Annotated in this window: 18 protein-coding genes; 7 read left to right on the forward strand and 11 right to left on the reverse strand. The window is 58.6% G+C overall.

Annotated features, from left to right (window positions below):
- The 3 genes from NW849_RS01680 to NW849_RS01690 all read right to left on the reverse strand — a co-directional run.
- A partial coding sequence (locus tag NW849_RS01680; RefSeq protein ID WP_414355644.1) for a UPF0182 family protein occupies positions 1-1,484 on the reverse strand: 1,484 nt, incomplete at its 3' end.
- Positions 1,485-1,488: 4 nt separating this feature from the next.
- Complete coding sequence (locus NW849_RS01685; protein WP_414355645.1) at positions 1,489-2,931, reverse strand: TIGR03279 family radical SAM protein; 1,443 nt, start codon at positions 2,929-2,931, stop codon at positions 1,489-1,491.
- Between the two features lie 108 nt (positions 2,932-3,039).
- Positions 3,040-3,324, reverse strand: coding sequence for a DUF2103 domain-containing protein (locus tag NW849_RS01690; RefSeq protein ID WP_011432039.1), 285 nt, complete (start codon positions 3,322-3,324; stop codon positions 3,040-3,042).
- A gap of 77 nt (positions 3,325-3,401) precedes the next feature.
- On the opposite strand from NW849_RS01690, the gene NW849_RS01695 reads away from it, so the two are divergent.
- The 6 genes from NW849_RS01695 to NW849_RS01720 all read left to right on the forward strand — a co-directional run bounded on the left by NW849_RS01695 (position 3,402) and on the right by NW849_RS01720 (position 9,236).
- Entirely contained in the window at positions 3,402-4,103 is a 702-nt protein-coding gene (locus tag NW849_RS01695; RefSeq protein ID WP_414355646.1) for a molybdenum cofactor guanylyltransferase, read from the forward strand.
- A 78-nt stretch (positions 4,104-4,181) separates the two neighbouring features.
- Positions 4,182-6,263: an FAD-dependent oxidoreductase gene (locus tag NW849_RS01700; protein WP_414355647.1), complete on the forward strand. Its 2,082-nt coding sequence runs from the start codon at positions 4,182-4,184 to the stop codon at positions 6,261-6,263.
- 789 nt (positions 6,264-7,052) lie between these two features.
- Positions 7,053-7,391 (forward strand): hypothetical protein, encoded by a 339-nt coding sequence (locus NW849_RS01705; RefSeq protein WP_414329426.1) that lies wholly within the window; start codon positions 7,053-7,055, stop codon positions 7,389-7,391.
- 84 nt (positions 7,392-7,475) lie between these two features.
- Entirely contained in the window at positions 7,476-7,817 is a 342-nt protein-coding gene (locus NW849_RS01710) for a histidine triad nucleotide-binding protein (RefSeq protein WP_011432043.1), read from the forward strand.
- Between the two features lie 85 nt (positions 7,818-7,902).
- Positions 7,903-8,553 (forward strand): precorrin-8X methylmutase, encoded by a 651-nt coding sequence (locus NW849_RS01715; protein ID WP_414329433.1) that lies wholly within the window; start codon positions 7,903-7,905, stop codon positions 8,551-8,553.
- Positions 8,554-8,789: 236 nt separating this feature from the next.
- The gene (locus NW849_RS01720) at positions 8,790-9,236 is read left to right on the forward strand and encodes a hypothetical protein (protein ID WP_414355648.1); all 447 of its coding nucleotides are present in this window, start codon (positions 8,790-8,792) and stop codon (positions 9,234-9,236) included.
- A 103-nt stretch (positions 9,237-9,339) separates the two neighbouring features.
- Here the strand turns inward: NW849_RS01720 and NW849_RS01725 are convergent, their stop codons facing one another.
- Both NW849_RS01725 and hflX read right to left on the reverse strand, forming a co-directional pair.
- Entirely contained in the window at positions 9,340-11,088 is a 1,749-nt protein-coding gene (locus tag NW849_RS01725; RefSeq protein ID WP_414355649.1) for a diflavin flavoprotein, read from the reverse strand.
- Between the two features lie 115 nt (positions 11,089-11,203).
- On the reverse strand, positions 11,204-12,970 hold the full coding sequence (gene hflX / locus NW849_RS01730) for a GTPase HflX (RefSeq protein WP_414355650.1): 1,767 nt from the start codon (positions 12,968-12,970) through the stop codon (positions 11,204-11,206).
- A 195-nt stretch (positions 12,971-13,165) separates the two neighbouring features.
- On the opposite strand from hflX, the gene NW849_RS01735 reads away from it, so the two are divergent.
- Positions 13,166-13,300 carry a hypothetical protein gene (locus NW849_RS01735; protein ID WP_414355651.1) on the forward strand — a complete coding sequence of 45 codons (135 nt, stop codon included), beginning with the start codon at positions 13,166-13,168 and terminating at the stop codon, positions 13,298-13,300.
- Positions 13,301-13,426: 126 nt separating this feature from the next.
- On the opposite strand, the gene NW849_RS01740 is transcribed toward NW849_RS01735, so the two are convergent.
- The 6 genes from NW849_RS01740 to NW849_RS01765 form a co-directional block, all read right to left on the reverse strand.
- Positions 13,427-13,858 (reverse strand): DUF488 family protein, encoded by a 432-nt coding sequence (locus NW849_RS01740; RefSeq protein WP_414355652.1) that lies wholly within the window; start codon positions 13,856-13,858, stop codon positions 13,427-13,429.
- Positions 13,855-14,472 (reverse strand): DUF488 family protein, encoded by a 618-nt coding sequence (locus NW849_RS01745; protein ID WP_414355653.1) that lies wholly within the window; start codon positions 14,470-14,472, stop codon positions 13,855-13,857. The genes NW849_RS01740 and NW849_RS01745 overlap by 4 nt, the downstream gene beginning before the upstream one ends.
- Entirely contained in the window at positions 14,469-15,152 is a 684-nt protein-coding gene (locus NW849_RS01750) for a dual OB domain-containing protein (RefSeq protein WP_011432051.1), read from the reverse strand. The genes NW849_RS01745 and NW849_RS01750 overlap by 4 nt, the downstream gene beginning before the upstream one ends.
- Before the next feature lie 66 nt (positions 15,153-15,218).
- Positions 15,219-16,175, reverse strand: a complete 957-nt coding sequence (locus NW849_RS01755) for an ABC transporter permease (RefSeq protein WP_414355654.1) — start codon at positions 16,173-16,175, stop codon at positions 15,219-15,221.
- A gap of 6 nt (positions 16,176-16,181) precedes the next feature.
- The gene (locus NW849_RS01760) at positions 16,182-17,231 is read right to left on the reverse strand and encodes an ABC transporter permease (RefSeq protein ID WP_414355655.1); all 1,050 of its coding nucleotides are present in this window, start codon (positions 17,229-17,231) and stop codon (positions 16,182-16,184) included.
- Entirely contained in the window at positions 17,221-18,747 is a 1,527-nt protein-coding gene (locus tag NW849_RS01765; RefSeq protein WP_414355656.1) for an ABC transporter ATP-binding protein, read from the reverse strand. The genes NW849_RS01760 and NW849_RS01765 overlap by 11 nt, the downstream gene beginning before the upstream one ends.
- Positions 18,748-18,751 lie beyond the last annotated feature (4 nt).

An 18,751-nucleotide genomic window follows, 5' to 3' on the forward strand; every position in this document is an offset into this window, starting at 1 on the left:
TAGCTGCTGTACACATAGCGCTCTGCTGCAGGGTAGTCCAATTCCCGCGCCTCAGCGCCCACGAAAACATCGGTGGTAGTCAGCTCGCCATAGTAGAGGGCCGGCTGCTCCACCCGCAAGACGGGGGCCACCTCAGGGTAGCGGGGAGAAACCCGCGGCGGGATATCCGACAGGAAAAAGTCCGGCAGGCCCTCAGGGGTCACCACGTTCACCGGGCTGAGGGTGAGGCCGTAGCCGTGGGTGTAAAAAAACCGCCGGTTGACCCAGGTTTGGGCAGCGGGGGGTACCTGGGCAAAGTCCAGCTCGCGGGCGGCATGCATGACTTGGCGCAATTCTCCCCCGATGCGGTAGCGATCCACATTCACATAGGGGAATTGATAGTAGGGGCGGATTTCTTGCAGTTGTCGATAGGTGGCCAATAGAGGCTCCGCATCCCAGAGGCGCACGTTGCTCAGGATGGGTTGATTTTGCTGCAGGATCTCCCAGGTGAGGGCTCCCCCTTCCGGGAAGGGTTGGACTTCGACATCGGCCAGGCCAAAACCGGCGCGGGTAAAGCGGATGTTGTGCTCGATGTAAGGGCGTTCCAGCTCCAGCTCGTTGGGGGCCACCAAGAAAGTTTGCACCAGTTGGGGGTAAAGTTGGGTGGTCAGCAGCCCAAACCCCAGGTAGGCTCCCCAGAGGATGGCCGGCGCCAAGAGAGAGCTGGCCCAGGGGGGGCACCAGGACTTGAGAAAAGGGAGGTTGAGGCGGATCCCTTGGCGGGCCAAAACCCAGAACCCCACTGCCGTCAAGCCCGCCACCCCGCTCATCAAGGTCGTGGCCGGCAAGGTTGCATGCACATCGGCAAAACCGGCCCCAAACACAACGCCGCGGGTGGAATAGAGCAGCTCGTAGCGATCCAGCCAATGGCCCCAGGCGCGAATGAGAAACAGGGATCCCCCCAAGATCAGCAGGTGCCGCTGGGCATAGAGAGAGAGGGCCAAGGTCAGCCGTTGCTCGGAAAGCCCCAGCTCCACCAAGTAGATGAGGACAACGGCAATCAAGGTGAGCAGCACCAGGTTGAAGCACCAATGCTGCAGCGTCTCCCAGAAAGGCAGGCTGAAGAGAAAAAAGCCGAGATCGCGGTTGAAAATGGGATCCGACTCCCCGACGGGCCCCTGGTTCAGCCAGAGCAACAGCGTGAACCAGTGATTGGAAAGAGACCAAGCAAAGAAAACACTCAAACCTGTGGCAATCGCCCAGGCCCCGGTCAAGGTTGCCCCCCGCCAGCAGGAGCAGATGTTGGATCCCGTCACCGCCAGGGCAAAGAGGAAAGCGCCCAGGCCCAGCCCCCAGCGGGCAATCACCCGCGTCCACAGCACCGGCAGGGCATTCAGCTCGGCAAACCAAGCCAGATCTACATAGAAAGAGGCCAAAGCCGTGATGGCCAGGATCCCCAGCCCCACCCCCAGCAGCAGAAACAATCCTCGCCGCAACCTCTGCATCGCCTCAGGATCCTCGGCTCAAAGCTGTTCTTGGTCGCGTCAGCGGTGCAGTTTCCCTTCGCCCGAGCGTTGCGGAACAACACAGGGTGCCGTAGGCATAGCCCTGTTCTAGCTGTTGCACCGCCTGCACCAAGCCTGCCGGCCCGCCGTCCACCCGCACCACCGGGATCCCCACCTGGGCCTGCAGATCCTGCCAGGTCAGATCGTCCAAAAAGCGCTCCCCGTCCTTGAGGGCGATCTGGGGTAGCAATAGCCCATCATAGTCCGCCAAGTTTTCCACAGACTTCAGGGCATCCAAGATATCCTGCCCCGTCAGCAGCCCGGTCACCGTCAGGGTTTGGCCCCAAAATCGGCTGGCGATGGGCAGCAGCGTGAGCTGCAAATGGTGGATGCGATTCAGGCGCTGCACAATGGGCTGGAAGGCTTGCCCCACGGCATTGCCCACCACCCACAGAACCTTGAGGGGAGAAGGGAGCTCAGGCGGCAGTTTGAGCTGCTCGAACTGGCTGAGGAAAAGCCGCAGGGATCCCACGCCATTCCCCAGTTGGGGGTAATCTTCATAGTGCTCTTCCGGGGGCAGTTCCCACCCCGCCAGCAGATACCACTCATCGGCCAGCCAGGCAAAGGTGGATCCCAATGTTTGCCGAAACCCGACCTGCAAAGTTTCCACCTGCTGGATCACTTCTCGGGCCTTGGCCGCATCGACAGGAACCAGCTCATCACCAGGGGGGCGAAAGCGCGTCAACCCCACCGGCACCACTGCTGCCGAGAGGACGGTGGGGATCCCGTCTACGGGCTGGCGAAAGGCGGCCAAATCGAGGAGTGTGCGGGTGAGGTGATCCCCATCGTTCCAGCCTGGGCAGACCACCACCTGTGCGTGCAGTTGCAAGCGATGCTGGCGAAACCAGGCCAACTGCTCCAAAATCAGGCCAGCCCGCGGGTTTTTGAGCAAGCGGCTGCGCAGCTCCGGGTCGGTAGCATGCACTGACACGTAGAGGGGAGAAAGGCGCAGGCGAGCGATGCGCTCCCATTCGGCAGCAGGCAAGTTGGTGAGAGTGAGGTAGCTGCCGTAGAGAAAACTGAGGCGGTAGTCGTCGTCCTTGAGGTGCAGCGTCGCCCGCATCTGCGGGGGTTGTTGGTCGATGAAGCAAAAGGGGCAAGCGTTGGCGCATTGGATCAGGCCATCGAACAGGGCCGTTTCAAACTCCAGCCCCAGATCCTCGTCGATCCCCTTCTCCAGCTCAACTGTGCGCGGGATCCCTTGGCTATTCAAGATCTCCAGGCTTACACACTCCTCAGCGATCAGGAAGCGGTAGTCGATGAGATCGCGGGGGCGTTCGCCGTTGATGCTGACCAGGGCCTCTCCAGGTTGGATGCCCACTTCTGCTGCCAGGGATCCGGGTAAAACAGCGCTGATACGGGCGGGCTTGAGACTAGCACGAGACATAGCTAACTCATCCTCAACTGATGTGCCATTTGCCCCAGCAGGACGAAGTTCTGGGTCGGTACAGCGTTGCGGAGCAATAACGAGGCTCGGTTGACTACAAACAGTTGACTACAAACAGCGGAGAATAGCCGCCTCTAGCTCGGTTTGGCTGAGATCCGTTACCACAAACACCTCTTGCACGCTGCTTCCCTTGCGGGCCACCAGCTTGTACCCGCCCCGGATCGGCACCGAAACCCGCAACTGCAACTGGGGGATCCGCCCACGGCTGCAGGACAGAGCGCCCGGCGTCACGGTTTTAATGCCCGCCTGCCGGGTCAGGCGTTCCAAAACAGGGATCAACCCTGAGATGTGGGTGGAGTGGTTCCAAACCAGACGACCAGAGGGCTCAGACATAGCGGCTAGAGTGAGGAGAGGATGGGATCCCTATCCTATTCCTCCACAAATACCTGCTGCTCGTTGTGGAAAACTGGATGTCCAAAATGCCTGAAGATTCCCCGCCTGCGGTCGTGGCTCTGATCTTGGCCGGGGGCAACAGCCGCCGCATGGGATCCGACAAAGCCTTGGTGCTTTGGGATGGGATCCCCCTGCTGCGACGGGTGGCTCAGGTGGCAGCAGCCTGCGCCGACGCGGTTTACATCCTCACCCCCTGGCCGGAGCGCTATGCGCCGGTGGTGGATCCCGGTTGGCACCTCTGGCGGGAAAACGTTCCCCCCCTGGTCGGGCAAGACCCACGTGGTCGGGACAGCATTGCGGAGCAACACCGAGGCCCGCTGCTGGCCTTTCAAGAGGGGATCCGGCGGCTACAAACCTTGGCTGCTCCCCCGGAGTGGATCCTGCTGCTGGCCTGCGATCTGCCCTGCTTGCAGGAGCAGGTTCTTGGGGATTGGCGACAGCGCCTTGCCACCCTGCCCCCTCAGACGGTGGCCGCCCTGCCCAAAAGTCAGCGGGGCTGGGAGCCCCTGTGTGGCTTCTATCGCCTGGCGCAGCTAGGTTCTCTGGAGAGTTTCTTGCAGGCAGGAGGAAGATCCTTTCAGGGCTGGTTGTCCCAGGTGCCAACAGCCATCCTGCCCCTGACCGTTCCCGACAGCGGGACGGAGTCTCTTGAGAGGATGCTCACCAATTGCAACACCCCTGCAGATCTGCAGCTGGGGGGAAACCTGGGTAGGGGGTGATCCCTGGGATCGGCAAGGGGAAGGGATCCCCTCATGTCACAATGGGTAAAGATTTGCTCGGTTTCTTATCTCGGCGCCGTGCTTACTTCCCTTTACTACCGCGAGATCCCTTGCCCCGATAGTGCTCAAGTGCTGCGCTGGCTACAGGAGTGTATCCCCCTGCCCCAAGGCAGCCAGAAGGTTCTTACCCCCACGGGCCTGCGCCTACAGGGATCCGGCGCTGAGCTGGCCCTTTTCTTGTGGTCGGGGCTGAACACTACCTATCTCAAGGTGTTCCAGTGGTCGGAGCAGCCCTTCCCCCGCCAAGCTCGCTGGCTGAGAGAGCTGGAACAGGCCATTCAAAGCCAATTTCCCCACCGCTACCCGCAGTTGCCCCAGATCGATCTGAACCGGGGATCCATCTTCGATCAGCTTGAGCCTTTCTACCCGCAAACGGTGAAGTATTTTCGCCGGATCCCCAATGGCGAGTTCGACCTACAGCGGGTGTACTGGTGGGAAAAGCGCTGGCGGGAAGAAGTGCAACATTGCCACGCAGCCCACCGCTCTGCTCAGCCGGTCTTGTTTTGCCAGCCTGGCCCTGAGCCGGCCCCAGTGGAGTGGGATCTGGCCATCGTGGGGGGAGCGCTGGGAGCCCTCTATGGAGCGGCCATGGCCCGCTTGGGCTACCGCGTGGCCTTGGTGGAGCGACTCCCTTTTGGCCGCATGAACCGTGAGTGGAACATCTCCCGGCGGGAGCTGCAAACCCTGGTGGATTTGGGCCTTTTGAGCGCCGAGCAGATGGAGAGCTTGATCCTGCGGGAATACACGGATGGGTTCAACAAGTTTTTTGACGGCAATAGCCCGGTTCGCGCTCCCGTTTTGCACACGCCGACGGTACTCAATCTGGCCATTGACGCGGAAAAGCTATTGCAGCTCTGTGGCCAAATTCTCACTTCCTGCGGGGGAGCTATCTACGAGCGCACCGAGTTTCAGCGGGCCTATGTTGGCGAACAAGGCGTCACGCTGGTTTTGAAAGATTTGCCCACCGGCGAGGAGTTTCGGCTGGGATCCCGCCTTGTGGTGGATGCTATGGGAACAGTCTCTCCCATTGCCCAGCAGCTTTACCGCCATCGGGCTTTTGATAGCGTCTGCCCCACGGTGGGGGCTACCATTGCGGGGGGGTTTGAGCCAGGGGTATGGGATCCCCAGTTTGGGGACATTCTGGCCAGCCACGGGGACATCAGCCGCGGTCGGCAACTCATTTGGGAGCTGTTCCCCGGCCCAGGCGAAGATCTTACCTTTTATCTGTTCCACTACCACCAGGTGCATCCGGAAAACCCCGGATCCCTGCTGGAACTGTACGAAGATTTTTTCGCTATTCTGCCGGAATACTGCCGCTGCGACCCCGAGCGCCTGCAGTGGAAAAAAGCGACCTTCGGCTATATCCCCGGACGATTTGGCCAGCCCCGGCACCCTGTTCGCGGCAGCGGGACGGAGTTTGACCGGGTGCTGCTCATTGGGGATGCGGCAGCCATGCAATCGCCCCTCAGCTTTACCGGCTTTGGATCCCTGGTGCGCAATTGCCCCCGCCTGTGCGATCTGCTGGATACGGCGCTGCGCCACGACCTGCTCAGGGCGGCGGACTTAGCCCAGATCCGGGCCTACCAGGGCAACTCGGCCGTCACCTGGCTCTTCTCGCGGGGGATGATGGTGCCCACCGGCAAGGTGCTGCCCCCCGAGCGCATCAATGCCACTCTCAACAGCTTTTTCGGCATTCTCGCCACCGAGCCGCCGGAGGTGGTGGACGATTTCATCAAAGACCGGGCCGGCTGGCTGGCCTTTAACCGCATGGCCATCAAAGCTGCCCTGCAAAACCCACGGCTGCTGCTGTGGATCTGGGAGGCCGTAGGGGCCAAAGGCTTTGCCCAGTGGCTACCTACCTACCTCAGCTATACCGGCCTGGCCTTGACCTCTGCTTTGTTCAGGGGCTGGCTTCCAAATCTGCTGCGTCGCCTGCAGCCCTGGCTAGAAGCGCGTTACCCCCGCCTGTGGCTGCGCTGCCTGCAGTGGAGCTACACCCTCACCTATGGGGTAGGGCAGCCGCGCATCCAGTTTCAACTCCCCCCCACTCAAGAAAAGGCCCAAGACGCAATACCGACTTGGGTAGAGGAGAGGGCTTGAGCTGGTGGCGCGGTCGGAGAATGCGGCCACGCCAGTTTTTTGATGCCTGTGCTTTTGCTTGCCTCAAGTCACAATCTTCAATGTCTGCTTCAATGTCTGCAGAAAAGGCAGGTGACAATACAGCCTGTTCACAAACTGGGGGATACAAAAATCGTGTTTACGAGGCTTGACCCCAACGAGGTTTAAAACAAGCAGGTTTATAGTCATTTTAAACAGAACTGAAAGATTTCTGTTGTATTGCTTCCTAACTCCCCTCTCCCTTTGGGAGAGGGGTTGGGGGTGAGGGATGACTCCCTCTGGGAGAGGGGCTGGGGGTGGTCGCGGCAGCGGCGCGGAACGCTTGGGGAGTGTCTCAATTAGCCTAGAATGACCATACAACCGTATCCCGTGGTCCCTTAGTGGGCTGTAGTTGTGTAGCTAAAGCCAATTAGCAAAAGATCCCATTGGATGCTAGCAGTCCTCACTTGTGTTTGCTAGCAGCTTTACCTCTTATCTGCACAGATTTCTGCACAGATTATTTACACAGAGCTGAACGAGGGAGTGCCCATCAGGCAAAGCCTTCCTCTGTGGCGCAAAAGTATTTCGCCACGCAGGGATCTGCCTGTCCTTTGCCTTGGCATTTTGCCCAAGTTGAGTATAATCAATACCTAACATCCAGGATCAGATCGAGGATAGTTGGGAAGGGATCCCAACCTTGATTTGGTTTTGAGACTGCTAGTCCCCTTTTTAGGATCTTTCGCAAAAAACTCTGTAGGACTGAGCCCAGTCGCGTCAGCGTTGCGGAGCAACATGGTTTACACCTTCGAGATCATCGGCATCGCCCCTGCTCTACAGTTCTTTCATCAGCAACAGAAGCTGGCCCAGCGGCCCTGTGGGGTGGAATACCTGGGTACCAGCTCCTGCACCCTCGATGCGTTACTGGGATCCGTGGAGGAAGTGCCGGCCCGGCGCGGCTGGGACTTGGATCAGTTGGTCGACGCTGTTATCCGCTTTTGGTGCAGCAACCCCGATTTGGTGAGTTTGTGGCGCTCTCGTTTTCGCGATGCCGGGCGAGATGCGCTGTTGGTCTCGCGAGTGGGGCATATTCAATCACTGCGGCAGGAATTTGAATGGCTGCTGAAGCAGTAGGTGCCGAGCGCCACTCTCGCCACCTGGGTGGGAGAATGTGCGGTTAGCAGGTAGGCTAAGGGCAGAACTAATTTGTGAGCACCCATGAGCGACACAGTTTTCGGCAAGATTATTCGCAGGGAGATCCCTGCACAAATCGTTTACGAAGACGATAGAGCCCTGGCCTTCAAAGATATTGCCCCCCAAGCCCCTGTCCACATTTTGGTGGTGCCCAAAGAGCCCATCCCCGGCATTTCCCAGGCCAAGCCCGAACATGAGGCATTGCTGGGACATCTCCTGCTGACCGCTCAACGGGTGGCTGCCGAGGCAGGTTTAAATAAAGGCTACCGATTGGTGATCAACGAAGGAGAAGACGGCGGCCAAACCGTCTTTCATCTCCACATTCACGTTCTGGGCGGTCGGGGGATGGGCTGGCCCCCAGGTTGAGCGATGGTTTTTCCCACCCATTGGAGCCTCTGCAGGTACAATCCTGTCATTACTGAGGATAAACGGCGGGCGGGGTCTGGGATCGATGGAGTGGCACGTAACCGATGCAGAGAGCCTGATGATCATCGACCAGGAGGTGGGCAAGCACGAGCTTTCTCCTGCTGAGTATGAGGTGGTTCGTCGGGTTATTTATGCTACTGCCGACTTTGAGTACTTGAACCTCATCCGTTTTGGTAACGAAGCCTTACAGGCTGGGGCGGCGGCCTTGGCAGCGCGTACCACCATTGTGGTCGATGAGCCGATGGTGCAGGTGGGCATTGCCTGGGCTGTTCAGAACACCTTTTCCAACCCCATCTATTGCAGCAGCGAAGCCATTACCCGCCCCCAAAGGGACAAGACCCGCTCTGCTTGGGGCTTGGAAACCCTGGCCCAACGCTACCCTGAGGCGATCTTTGTGATTGGCCAATCCCAGACTGCCCTCTCCACCTTGGTGCAGCTGATTAGAAAGAAGGAGGTGGCCCCTGCTCTGGTCATCGCCACGCCGGCTGGGTTTGTGAACGTGGTGCAAGCCAAGCAGGAGCTAGCCGATTCCATGGTGCCCCACATCCGCACTGAGGGACGCAAAGGAGGCCCGGCAGTGGCTGCAGCGGTGTTGGATGGCCTGCTGGACTTGGCTTGGCACGCCTATGTACGGGTCAGCAGCGCAGACTATCCTGGCAAATCCGCCGTTTCTTGACATGCTCCTTGCTCTACTGGCTGGCTAAGCCAAGGCAAACTGCGCAGCGGTAGAGCAGGGCTTTAGACCCCATTTCTAGAGTAGGTCTGCTGATCTGATCGAGATCACTCAACTGGGGGGATCCCGGTCACTCGGCCTGCAAATTGGCATGGGCAAGATGGGAGCTGTGCTCTCAGTCCTGCCCTTGAAAAATGGCCTGAGAGACGACTGGGTTGGGCCTATGGAGGGATCTTCCCATGCAGTGTGCCATCTTCTTTTGCTGGCTTGCCTGGGTTTTTGCGCCGGGGGCTTGGGCACAAGCTGAGCCATGCCCGGTGGTCGTCCTTTCGCCCTCTTCACAGTTGCAGTTGTCAGAATCGTCAACACTTGCCTCTACTCTCTCGACAGCCCAGAAAGTGCTCCACACTGCTACTGCACTCGACAAGGCAGAGGTTATCGCTACGCAACATTTTCGCGAACCGGTCAGCCCCTACCAGCGCTGGCGACAGAGGTATGCCCCCTCAGATCCCCTCTCTTCGGGTTTGGGCAGCGTCCCTTATCGGCCAGCCCAGCAGGGATCCCAAAGGATTCAACAGGGAACAGAGAGACTGCCCTTTTGGCTAGAGCAGAGCGGGATCCGCCTGGGAGAAGACAGCCCTTTTTTCCTACATCCCGATGGCTTGGTCTATCGGCAGTCCTATTGAATTTGTGAGTCTGTTCGCTACAGGGATCCCAGCTTCCCCAGGGAGAAGGGCTGGAGGTGAGGGATCATCTCTCACTTCTCCCTTCTCACTGCTCACGCCTCAATCAGTAATGATTCCCCACCTTGCGGTGGTGGATGGCAGTAAGGCCCTCTGGGCTGGAGACCCGACCGGCTTCCAAGGTGCTGTACACCACCCAGTGATCGCTGGTTTCCAGGCGGCTCACCACGCGGCACTCCAGGTAGGCCAAAGCATCGGCCAAGATGGGGGATCCGTTGGCAGCAGGGTAGGTCTTGATCCCGGCAAAGCGGTCGGCCCCCGGTGGAAATCTCTTCAGGAAGTGGCGCATCAAGGGTTGGTAATGGCCTTCTTGCAGCACGTTTAACACGAAGGTATCTCCCACCTGCAGGAAGGATTCGATGGCCCGATCCTTGGCTACTGCAATGCTGATCCCCGGCGGATCGGTGCTGGCTTGGGCCACCCAGGAGGCAAGCATGGCGCTGGTGGCTTGCCCTTTGCGGGCTGTGATAATGTAGAGGCCATTGCTGATGCGGCCCAGGGCGCGATCCAAGTCGGCATCCAAGGCTTTCATCTGCTGAATGTTGCGATCCCGCGTCAGCCACTGCCCCAGATCGGTACCTGCTTCTTCGGCCAGTTGCAGCAGAGCCTCGCCGGCAGGCTGCTTAAGCAGAATGGGGGCAAACACCTCTTTGGCGCCGATCTCCTGCAGGGTGTTGCGGCAGAGGTACACCGACTCATCATCTTCGCCGCCCGACTCAAACAGACCAAAGCCTTGCTTGCTGTGGGCAGAGGCCAAAAGGGTTTTCAGCAGCACTTGAGTGGTGGCGGCCTCAGGCCCTGATTGGGGCGGCATGCCTATCACCACACCGGCGGCCAAGCTCATCAGCTCCCGCACCTCGTGGGCATCCACCAGCCGTAAATCTGCCAGCTCCACCTGGATGCCGGTTTTTTGGATCCCACGGGCAATGGCTTGAGCCAAGGTTTCCGCCTGGCCATAGCCGGACAGGTAGAACACTGCCACCAGGCGCTCGGCTTTGGCCTGCTCGAGGCTCCAGGTGCGATATTGCCCCACCCAGTCGGACAGGTGATGGCGCAGCAGGGGGCCGTGGCCGGTAGCAATGGCAGCGATGGGAGGCAAGGCTTCCATGCGCTTCAGGGCAGACAACACCGAGCGGGCATTGGGCCCCATGAGGCAGTCGTAGTAGAGCTTAAAGTCCGCCTGCAGCAGATGGGGATGCTCATCCCAGGCAAAGTCGTCGCAGTAGTGCATCCCAAACACGTCGCAGGTGTAAAGGATCTGGGTGCCGTGGTCGTAGGTGAGGATGGTGTCGGGCCAGTGCAAGTTGGGGGCAGAGATAAATTCCAGGACATGCCCCTTGCCCAGATCCAAGCGATCTCCCTGTTTCACCACCAGCCGCTGGAAGGGCCGATGCACCAGATCTTCCAGAAATTGCACCGCCACCTTGGAGGCCACCACCGTCATCTGGGGCGCCAGCTCCAGCAGATCACCGACTAGGCCGCTGTGATCTGGCTCGGTGTGGCTGACCACCAGGTAGTCGATCGCAGTGGGATCCACGATCCCTTGCAGGCAATCCAAGTACAACCGGCGAAACTTCTCGTGGGAAGTGTCAATCAAGGCCACCTTCTCGCCGCAAATCAAAAAGGAGTTGTAGGTGGTGCCGTTTTCCAGAGCAAATTCGATGTCAAATCGATCCCGATCCCAATCTTGGGAGCGAATGGCGAGGGTGTCGGCCCCGATAGGCAGAGTTTGCAGCGTCAGGTGGGATGGGGCCAAGCGAGGTGCGACTTGAGGTACAACTGCAGTAGAGGCCATGTTCTCTCCCTAACTTTAAGTCGGGTAACAATCTCGATCTCAATGTAACCGAATGTTTATGTTGACAGGGGGTATAAATGCAATTTGCAAGTTGCGAAATCCTTATGGAATGCTTCTAGGGATCTCTGGGTTCCTGACTATCGAAGGGGTTGGGGCTTAGAACTGCAGCAAATTGGGCCAGGGTGTGGCGCAACTGATCCAGGTTTTGGCCGGTGGTGGCGGAAACAAACAGGGCCTTCGGGTAGAGCAGGCGCACATCCTCTACCCATTCGGGATCCAGGCGGTCGATTTTGTTAAACACCAGTTGCCGGGGGCCGGTGGCCAAGGGCATCTCGTCCAGCAATGTTTCCACCGCCTCGATTTGCCCCTCCCAGTTGGGGTGGGAGAGATCCACCACATGTAGTAGGGCATCGGCTTCCGTCACCTCTTCCAGGGTGGCTTGAAAGGCATCCACCAGTTGGTCTGGCAATTCGGTTAGAAATCCCACCGTGTCGGTCAGCAGGACCGCCTGCCGGTTGGGCAGATCCAGCCGCCGGGTAGTGGGATCCAAGGTGGCAAAGAGTTGGTCGGCCACGTAGACCTGGGCATGGGTGAGGGCATTGAGGAGGGTGGATTTGCCGGCGTTGGTGTAGCCCACCAGGGCCACCACGGGAATTTGGGATGCCTCGCGCCGTTGGCGCAGCCGCTGGCGGTGGCGGCGCAGCTCTTCCACCTCTTGCCGCAGCTTGCTGATGCGCCGCTGGATGGCCCGCCGCTCCATTTCCAGTTGGGTTTCCCCCGGGCCACGGGTGCCGATGCCCCCACCTAGCCGCGACATGGTGCGCCCTCGACCGGCCAAGCGAGGTAGCAAATACTGCAGTTGGGCCAGCTCCACCTGCAATTTTCCGGCCCGGGTTCTGGCCCGCTGGGCAAAAATATCCAGGATCACCTCGCTGCGATCCACCACCCGCACCCCCACCGCCTCTTCCAAGGTGCGCACCTGGCTGGGGGTGAGTTCCCGGTCGAACACCACCAAGTTAGCGCCCAGATCCTGGACCAGCAGAGCCAGCTCTTGCACCTTACCGGATCCGATTACCGTGGCCGAATTGGGGCCTTCGCGCCTCTGCCAGAGGGCTTGCAGCACCTGTCCGCCGGCACTCTCCACCAGGCGGCTCAGCTCCGCCAACCCATCCATGAGATCCTCGTAGCTCTGCCCGGACTCCTGCAGCCCCACCAGGATGGCCCGATCCTGATCCAGATCCACCTGGCGGGCGGTCAACTGGCGCCGAAAGCCATCTTCTAGCTCCGCCACCAGCTCCTGCAGATCCTGTTCTGCCAGGATCCCCAAAGGCAAAGGCTCAGAAACCTGCCAACGGCGCTCTCCCTCCGGCAGCAGATGGGCCAGATAGGCCCGGTGAACAAAGCCCGTAGCCGCTCCTCCCCGGCGTCGGTGCCCTCCTGACTTGGACACGGAAAGGGTGATGAGGGCATCCAAACGCTGCAAAGCCATGGCCGTCAGCGCTTTTTGACCGGGGCCCCCCTCCCCCATTTGGGTGGTGATGCAGCGGATCCCGGATAGGCGCTCGGCCCCCTGGCGGGGCAATTCCCAAGCGGGAATCTGGGTTTCAAAAGGGGATCCCACCCCTACGCGGATTACCTGGCCGCGCCGGTTGAGGTAAACGCTGATGGGCCGGCCTTCCAACTCTTGGGTCAGGGATCCCAGCCGTTGGGCAAACTCCACCGTCACCAGGCGGTTGGGGGGTAGGCGCAGTTGGTAAAGCCGTTGCAGTTGCTTTTGTTGGTGGGGCTTTAACCCTTTGGCCTGTTCGCGAAAGCCTCGCGTAGCGATAGCAGAGCTGAAGCGGGGGTCGGTCTGATGGCGAGAGGTGCTAGCCCTGGGCATAGGGACGGGGAAAGACCCAAAAACAAGCTTTCATCTACCATACACGCTAGCTGACAGCAGGAACTTGGGATCCAAAAGCAACGGCGGCAAACACTGGCCCAGTGTTGCGGGGGCAACAGTACGGCGATGTCATCAGCAACGGGTGCAACATTCAAACCAAGGTCATTCCCGAACAAAAGTAGGCGGAATACTTCCATGACCCAACAGAGGTACGCATGGGGCAGCCAAACCCAGACGATCACAGGCTTCCTGCTCGCCCATCATCTGCTCAAGGTCAACCCCAAAGATGTCAATGTGTTGGATCTGCCCAAGCGGGGATCCCTGTATTGAGCTTGCTGTCGGTGAGAGAGTTTCCAAATCAGTTGGGCATCCCTTTCGCTCCGTGTTGCCAGAACCCTGCTGCAACTTGGAATAGCTGCATAAATCGGAAAAAGCCGTAGTGCCAGCTCTTGGCTTTTATAGATGCACGATTTCAACATCACCCCATTTTCTGTGCAAATATTCAGCAACCAGCCTACGATGACAGTGCTCAGGAGTAGCTTCACTACAAAGCAGACACCCTCCATCGAGAATACTTTTATCCACTTGATCTTCGATACGACGCTCGGCCATCAACGACAAAAACTGTCTCTCATAATTAGACCAGTCACCACTAGCTTTATAAGCATCAAGAATTTCTTGGGTCGGTGCCAATTCTGGCAAATGAATGTATCCAAGCTTACAGATCTCGTGAAGGAAGAACTCTAGGTCATTCTTTTTCGTGAATCCTGCCAGTTGTGAGGTATTGTTAAGTCGAGCATCAACAACTCGAACTAGACCAGGCTGTTTTAAACGATTAAAGAACTGTTCTGCACTTTTCTTCGTGAACCCTATTGTAAATATCTTCATGGCCTCGCGCTCCGCTCATCACTTTTTGACATTTTCTCATCTCGATAGGCGACACGCCTGCCTTGAATGAGATAGGCTTCGGCTATACACTCTTCCCGACTTCTAAACAAGTCCCCCTCTGGAAGTTTGCAAAGGGCAAGAAGACGAGATTCTAGAGCCTCATGAGTCTCCAAAGAGCCATTGGCCAAGATGTGGTTGACCGGAATCCCACTTTGAAAAAGTTTACGCGCCACCAGCAACGATCTATGACATTCAATAGGGTCTTTCTCAGCACACATCAGTGCGATCCGATACCGACTAGAACCTTGGATCAGACGGTCGATCCCTTCGAGGAAGGCTGGCTCATTTGCCAGTCGTTCATACTGAATCCTACCCTGATCATAGCAGCTCGGATTTTCGCTACGTCCTCCCAATTCTTTGCCCAGAAAGACGTAAGCAATACCTGCTGCCGCTAAAGCACTTTTCAACTTTTCTTGTGAATATTGAGGGACGTAACGGCTATATGGACGTGAGCGAACGTCGCCAATACCGGTGATGTTGTACTGGCGCAGTAAGTCTATGAAAAAATCAATCTCGTGGTTTGAGTGACCAATCGTGTAGATCTCTGATTTCATATGAGTCGACCTGAGTAGAGAACAGCCGCTATCAGCTTGTAGTAATAGCCCAAGTAGGGATCGCTAAGGCTAACACACAGCACCGGATCGGGGATGTCATATTGACCGTCTTCGCCCATTAGGAAATCCCGTTCAATCACAGGATCGGTAACATCCATGCAGTATTTTACTCCCTTGTATACAAACTCGCCGCGCACTCTACGCTTAGAATTCGGGTATCCTGGTGCCTTGTAACCAACCAACAGACGCAAATGCTCGACCGGTACAAGGTAAAGAGAAACTCCGCTTTCTCGCCCGACACTTAACCGGTTGTTCCACCCAGCATAGCTGCTCTCGCCAGTGCCCCAGAGATTCTCAGGGTTGTCTAGCCAACTGTTGATATCCTCCCAAGGCAGGTGGCCAACTTTTTTCCAGCGGTGCTTTGGATTGATAACGTGGTTCTCCCTCTGGTGAGGTAGTGGCTGAGGTGTATCACAAGAGACACAGAGAATATCAAGAAGTTCTGGGTCGCCACCGCTCTCGTAGTACCTCTCATGTTCAGAGACCTCATGTGACGGGCGGCTGCTGACAGGACGCACCCATTCTCCTGGCTCTCCGTTCTGCCATTCCTTGCCGGCAATACAGCGACCGGCCATTTTTCTGGAGTTGGCGAAACAGACAATCGTCTTGACGTAAGACATACAGGCTTCTGGGGCAAGGGCAAAGGCTCAATAGGAGTAATTTTCGGCTTCTTGAAAGTCCAGTAGTCAAATCCGTTCTTCAGGGCGAAAGGGGATCAAAAGGGCGCGGGGCGCTTTGGCATGGCGAGAGACCAAAATCAACGCCACAATACTGAGCAGATAGGGCAACATTAAGAAAAACTGATAGGGGATCCGGCTGCCCCAAAGCTGCTGAAGGCGTAATTGCAAGGCATCAAATCCAGCAAACAACAATGCCCCTGCCAAGGCTCGCCAGGGATCCCAAGCGGCAAAAACCACCAGGGCAATGCAAATCCACCCCCGTCCATTGACGATATTGAAGAAAAACGCATCGAACGCAGAGAGGGTTAAAAAAGCGCCGGCCACCGCCATGAGAGCGCTGCCCACCATCACGGCCCCGGTGCGAACGGCATAGACCGGGATCCCCTGGGAAGCGGCAGCCTGGGGATTTTCTCCAACCATGCGCACGGCCAGGCCCAGCGGAGTTCGGTAGAGGATGTAGGCCATGAGGGGCACCAGGAGAAGGCCGAGGTAGGTGAGGGGCGGCTGGGTAAACAGGGTTTCTCCCAGAAAGGGCAGGCTGGAGAGACCGGGGATCGGCCAAGGACTGAAGGGGACGATTTTGGGGGGAGAGGTGACCTGGGGCAGGGCCATGCGATAAACAAAATAAGCAGCATTGATGGTCAAGAGGGTAATGCCAATGCCGGTGACGTGCTGGGAAACCCCAAGGCGGACGGTCAACAGGCTGTGAATCAAGCCCACACCTGCACCGAGGACGGCAGCAAAGGCTACGCCCCACCACAATCCGGATCCCTGATAGACCACCAGCCAACCGGTCATGGCCCCCAGGGTCATGATCCCTTCGATGCCCAAATTGAGAACGCCGGCCCGCTCACAGAGGACTTCGCCCAAAGTGCCAAAGAGCAAGGGAGTGGCAATGCGCAGGGTGGCCACCCAAAAGCTGGTGGTGCTGATTAAGCTGATTAGACTCAGGAGTGCAGACACGGGTGCTCAGTCCCAGCGCAGACGATAACGGGCCAATCCCATGCAGACCAACATCCACAGCAGGGCAGCAGCAACAATGACATCGGCAAGATAGGTGGGAACGCCCAAGCTACGCCCCATGGTATCGGCTCCCACATAAACCCCGGCAATGAAAACTGCGGCCCCCACCACTCCCAAGGGATGCAGTTGGGCCAACAGGGCAACAACAATGCCGGTGTAGCCAAAGCCCGGGGATAAATCCAAGGTGAGATAGCCCTTGAGCCCGAGAAGTTCACAAGCTCCCGCCAAGCCTGCCAGCCCCCCTCCCAGCAGTGAGGTATACAAAATAACTCCCTGGACTGGGATGCCGAGAAACCTGGCCGCTTCCGGGTTCGCGCCTACGGCTCGCATTTCTAGGCCCCAAACGGTGAACCGCTCTATGGCCCACACCCCCAGGGCAGCGAGCAGGGCAATGATCAAACCGGCATGGAGACGACTGCGGGGGATCAGCCGCGGCAGTAGGGCAGCATCCACAAGGGCACGACCTTGGGGCCAACCCAGAGCCAGAGGATCTTTGAGGGGGCCTTCCAGGAGATAGCTAATCCCGAGAAGAATGACAAAATTGAGCAGCAAGGTGGTCACCACTTCGTCCACCTGGAACTGGGTCTTGAGCCAGGCCGGGATCCACAGCAGCAGCCCTCCAGCAATCCAGCCCGCCAGCAGCAGCACCAACACCAACCATGGGCGCGGCAGCAAAAGCCCACCGGTGCCCAAGAGGCTGGCAACCAGAGCCCCGCCATAAAACTGGCCTTCTGCACCGATGTTCCACAACTTGGCCCGAAAACACACCGCCACCGCCAATCCCGTCAGGATCAGGGGAACGGCCCGAGTCAAGGTCTCGCTTAGGGCAAAGGGGGATCCCACCGCTCCCCGCAGCAAAGCTCCATAGGCTGCCAAAACTGGGGATCCCGTCCACAGGATCAGCAGGCTGCAGGAGAGGAAAGCCAGGACAATGGCTGCCATCGGCGCGCTCAGGATCAGCCAAAGGGGCACCGTGGAACGGGGTTCAACACGCATCAGCCACCTCCTGCCCGGCCATACGCAACCCCAAGGCGGTCACCGTTGTGGTTTGGGTCGGGACTGCCGAGGAAAGCCGACCGCGATAGAGCACCGCCACTCGATCCGCTAAACTCAGCAATTCATCCAGGTCTTCGGAAATGAGCAGGATCCCGGCTCCAGCCCGGGCTGCTGCCAGAAGTTGGGCATGCACATAGGCCACAGCCCCCAGATCCAGTCCCCGCGTCGGTTGGTGAGCCACAATCACCTGGGGATCCCGACACAGCTCCCGCGAGAGGATCACTTTTTGCATATTTCCGCCGGACAGCAGTTGCACTGGCATCTGGAGCGCCTGCCGCGGATCCCCACTCTGGAGTCCCCGCACGTCGTAGGTCTGTAGCCAGGTGTGGGCCTGCTGATAGATTTGGCGGTGACGCAGGATCCCCCACCGCGAGAATTCGGGATCCCGATAGCGCTCGATCACCCAATTCTCCCACAGGCTAAGGGAACCAATCAGCCCAGTTTTGTGGCGGTCTTCTGGGATCCGGGCCATGCCTTGCCGCACCATCTCAGCAGGAGAGATCAGCCGCAGGACTCGGCCATGCAGATGGAGATGACCTTGGTGGGGCCGGATCACCCCACAGACCAGATCTGCCAGAACGGCCTGCCCATTGCCCGCCACCCCGGCAATACCCACGATTTCGTGACGCCGCACCGTCAGAGAAACCTGCTCCAGATGCTGCTGCCCTGCCCGACAGGAGACCTGCTGCAGCTCCAGGATCGTCTCCCCAACAGACAAGGGCGCTTTGACCACCGCCGCCAACCGCTGCCCCACCATCGCTTCCGCCAGAGTTGTGGGATGGATCTCAGCCGTCTTGCCCGCCATCACCACCCGCCCTGAGCGCAGCACCATCACCCGGTCACTGATGCGCATCACCTCCTGGAGCTTGTGGGAAATCAGCAGGATCCCCAGCCCGCGACCGGCCATCTGCCGTAGGGTGTGAAAAAACGGCTCAATTTCCGGTGGGGTCAACACCGCCGTAGGCTCATCCAAAATCAGGATCCGCGCCCCTCGATACAGCACCTTGAGGATCTCCACCCGCTGCCGCTCCCCTAAGGTCAGGGATCCCACCAGGGCCTCGGGATCCACGGCCAACCCCAATTCCTCGGCCAGCTTTTGGATGCGCCGCCGTCCCTCTCGCCGCCGAGACCACAGGTGCCACAGGGGCTGAGTGCCCAGAAGAATGTTGTCCAGCACCGACAGATTATCGGCCAAGACCACATGCTGATGCACCATGCCTATCCCTGCCGCCAGGGCAGCCGCCGGGGATCCCAGCTTGAGGGGCCGACCAAACACCCACACCTGACCCTGATCGGGAACATAGTGCCCAAACAGGATGTTCATCAGTGTCGTTTTGCCCGCCCCATTTTCCCCCAAGATGGCCAGAATCTCCCCGGCCCGCAGCTCAAGATCAATCTGGTCGTTGGCCAGCAGAGCACCAAAGCGCTTAGTAATGCCCACCACCTTCAAGGCCAAAGGC

The sequence above is a fragment of the Synechococcus sp. R55.3 genome, assembly GCF_047461975.1.
Lineage (GTDB): Bacteria > Cyanobacteriota > Cyanobacteriia > Thermostichales > Thermostichaceae > Thermostichus.

Bases quoted from the DNA above. Each gene is read 5' to 3' on its own strand.
- NW849_RS01685 (WP_414355645.1), bottom strand. From the start codon at position 2,931: ATGTCTCGTGCTAGTCTCAAGCCCGCCCGTATCAGCGCTGTTTTACCC.
- NW849_RS01690 (WP_011432039.1), bottom strand. From the start codon at position 3,324: ATGTCTGAGCCCTCTGGTCGTCTGGTTTGGAACCACTCCACCCACATC.
- NW849_RS01695 (WP_414355646.1), top strand. From the start codon at position 3,402: ATGTCCAAAATGCCTGAAGATTCCCCGCCTGCGGTCGTGGCTCTGATC.
- NW849_RS01705 (WP_414329426.1), top strand. From the start codon at position 7,053: ATGGTTTACACCTTCGAGATCATCGGCATCGCCCCTGCTCTACAGTTC.
- NW849_RS01710 (WP_011432043.1), top strand. From the start codon at position 7,476: ATGAGCGACACAGTTTTCGGCAAGATTATTCGCAGGGAGATCCCTGCA.
- NW849_RS01715 (WP_414329433.1), top strand. From the start codon at position 7,903: ATGGAGTGGCACGTAACCGATGCAGAGAGCCTGATGATCATCGACCAG.
- NW849_RS01720 (WP_414355648.1), top strand. From the start codon at position 8,790: ATGCAGTGTGCCATCTTCTTTTGCTGGCTTGCCTGGGTTTTTGCGCCG.
- NW849_RS01725 (WP_414355649.1), bottom strand. From the start codon at position 11,088: ATGGCCTCTACTGCAGTTGTACCTCAAGTCGCACCTCGCTTGGCCCCA.
- hflX (WP_414355650.1), bottom strand. From the start codon at position 12,970: ATGCCCAGGGCTAGCACCTCTCGCCATCAGACCGACCCCCGCTTCAGC.
- NW849_RS01735 (WP_414355651.1), top strand. From the start codon at position 13,166: ATGACCCAACAGAGGTACGCATGGGGCAGCCAAACCCAGACGATCACA.
- NW849_RS01740 (WP_414355652.1), bottom strand. From the start codon at position 13,858: ATGAAGATATTTACAATAGGGTTCACGAAGAAAAGTGCAGAACAGTTC.
- NW849_RS01745 (WP_414355653.1), bottom strand. From the start codon at position 14,472: ATGAAATCAGAGATCTACACGATTGGTCACTCAAACCACGAGATTGAT.
- NW849_RS01750 (WP_011432051.1), bottom strand. From the start codon at position 15,152: ATGTCTTACGTCAAGACGATTGTCTGTTTCGCCAACTCCAGAAAAATG.
- NW849_RS01760 (WP_414355655.1), bottom strand. From the start codon at position 17,231: ATGCGTGTTGAACCCCGTTCCACGGTGCCCCTTTGGCTGATCCTGAGC.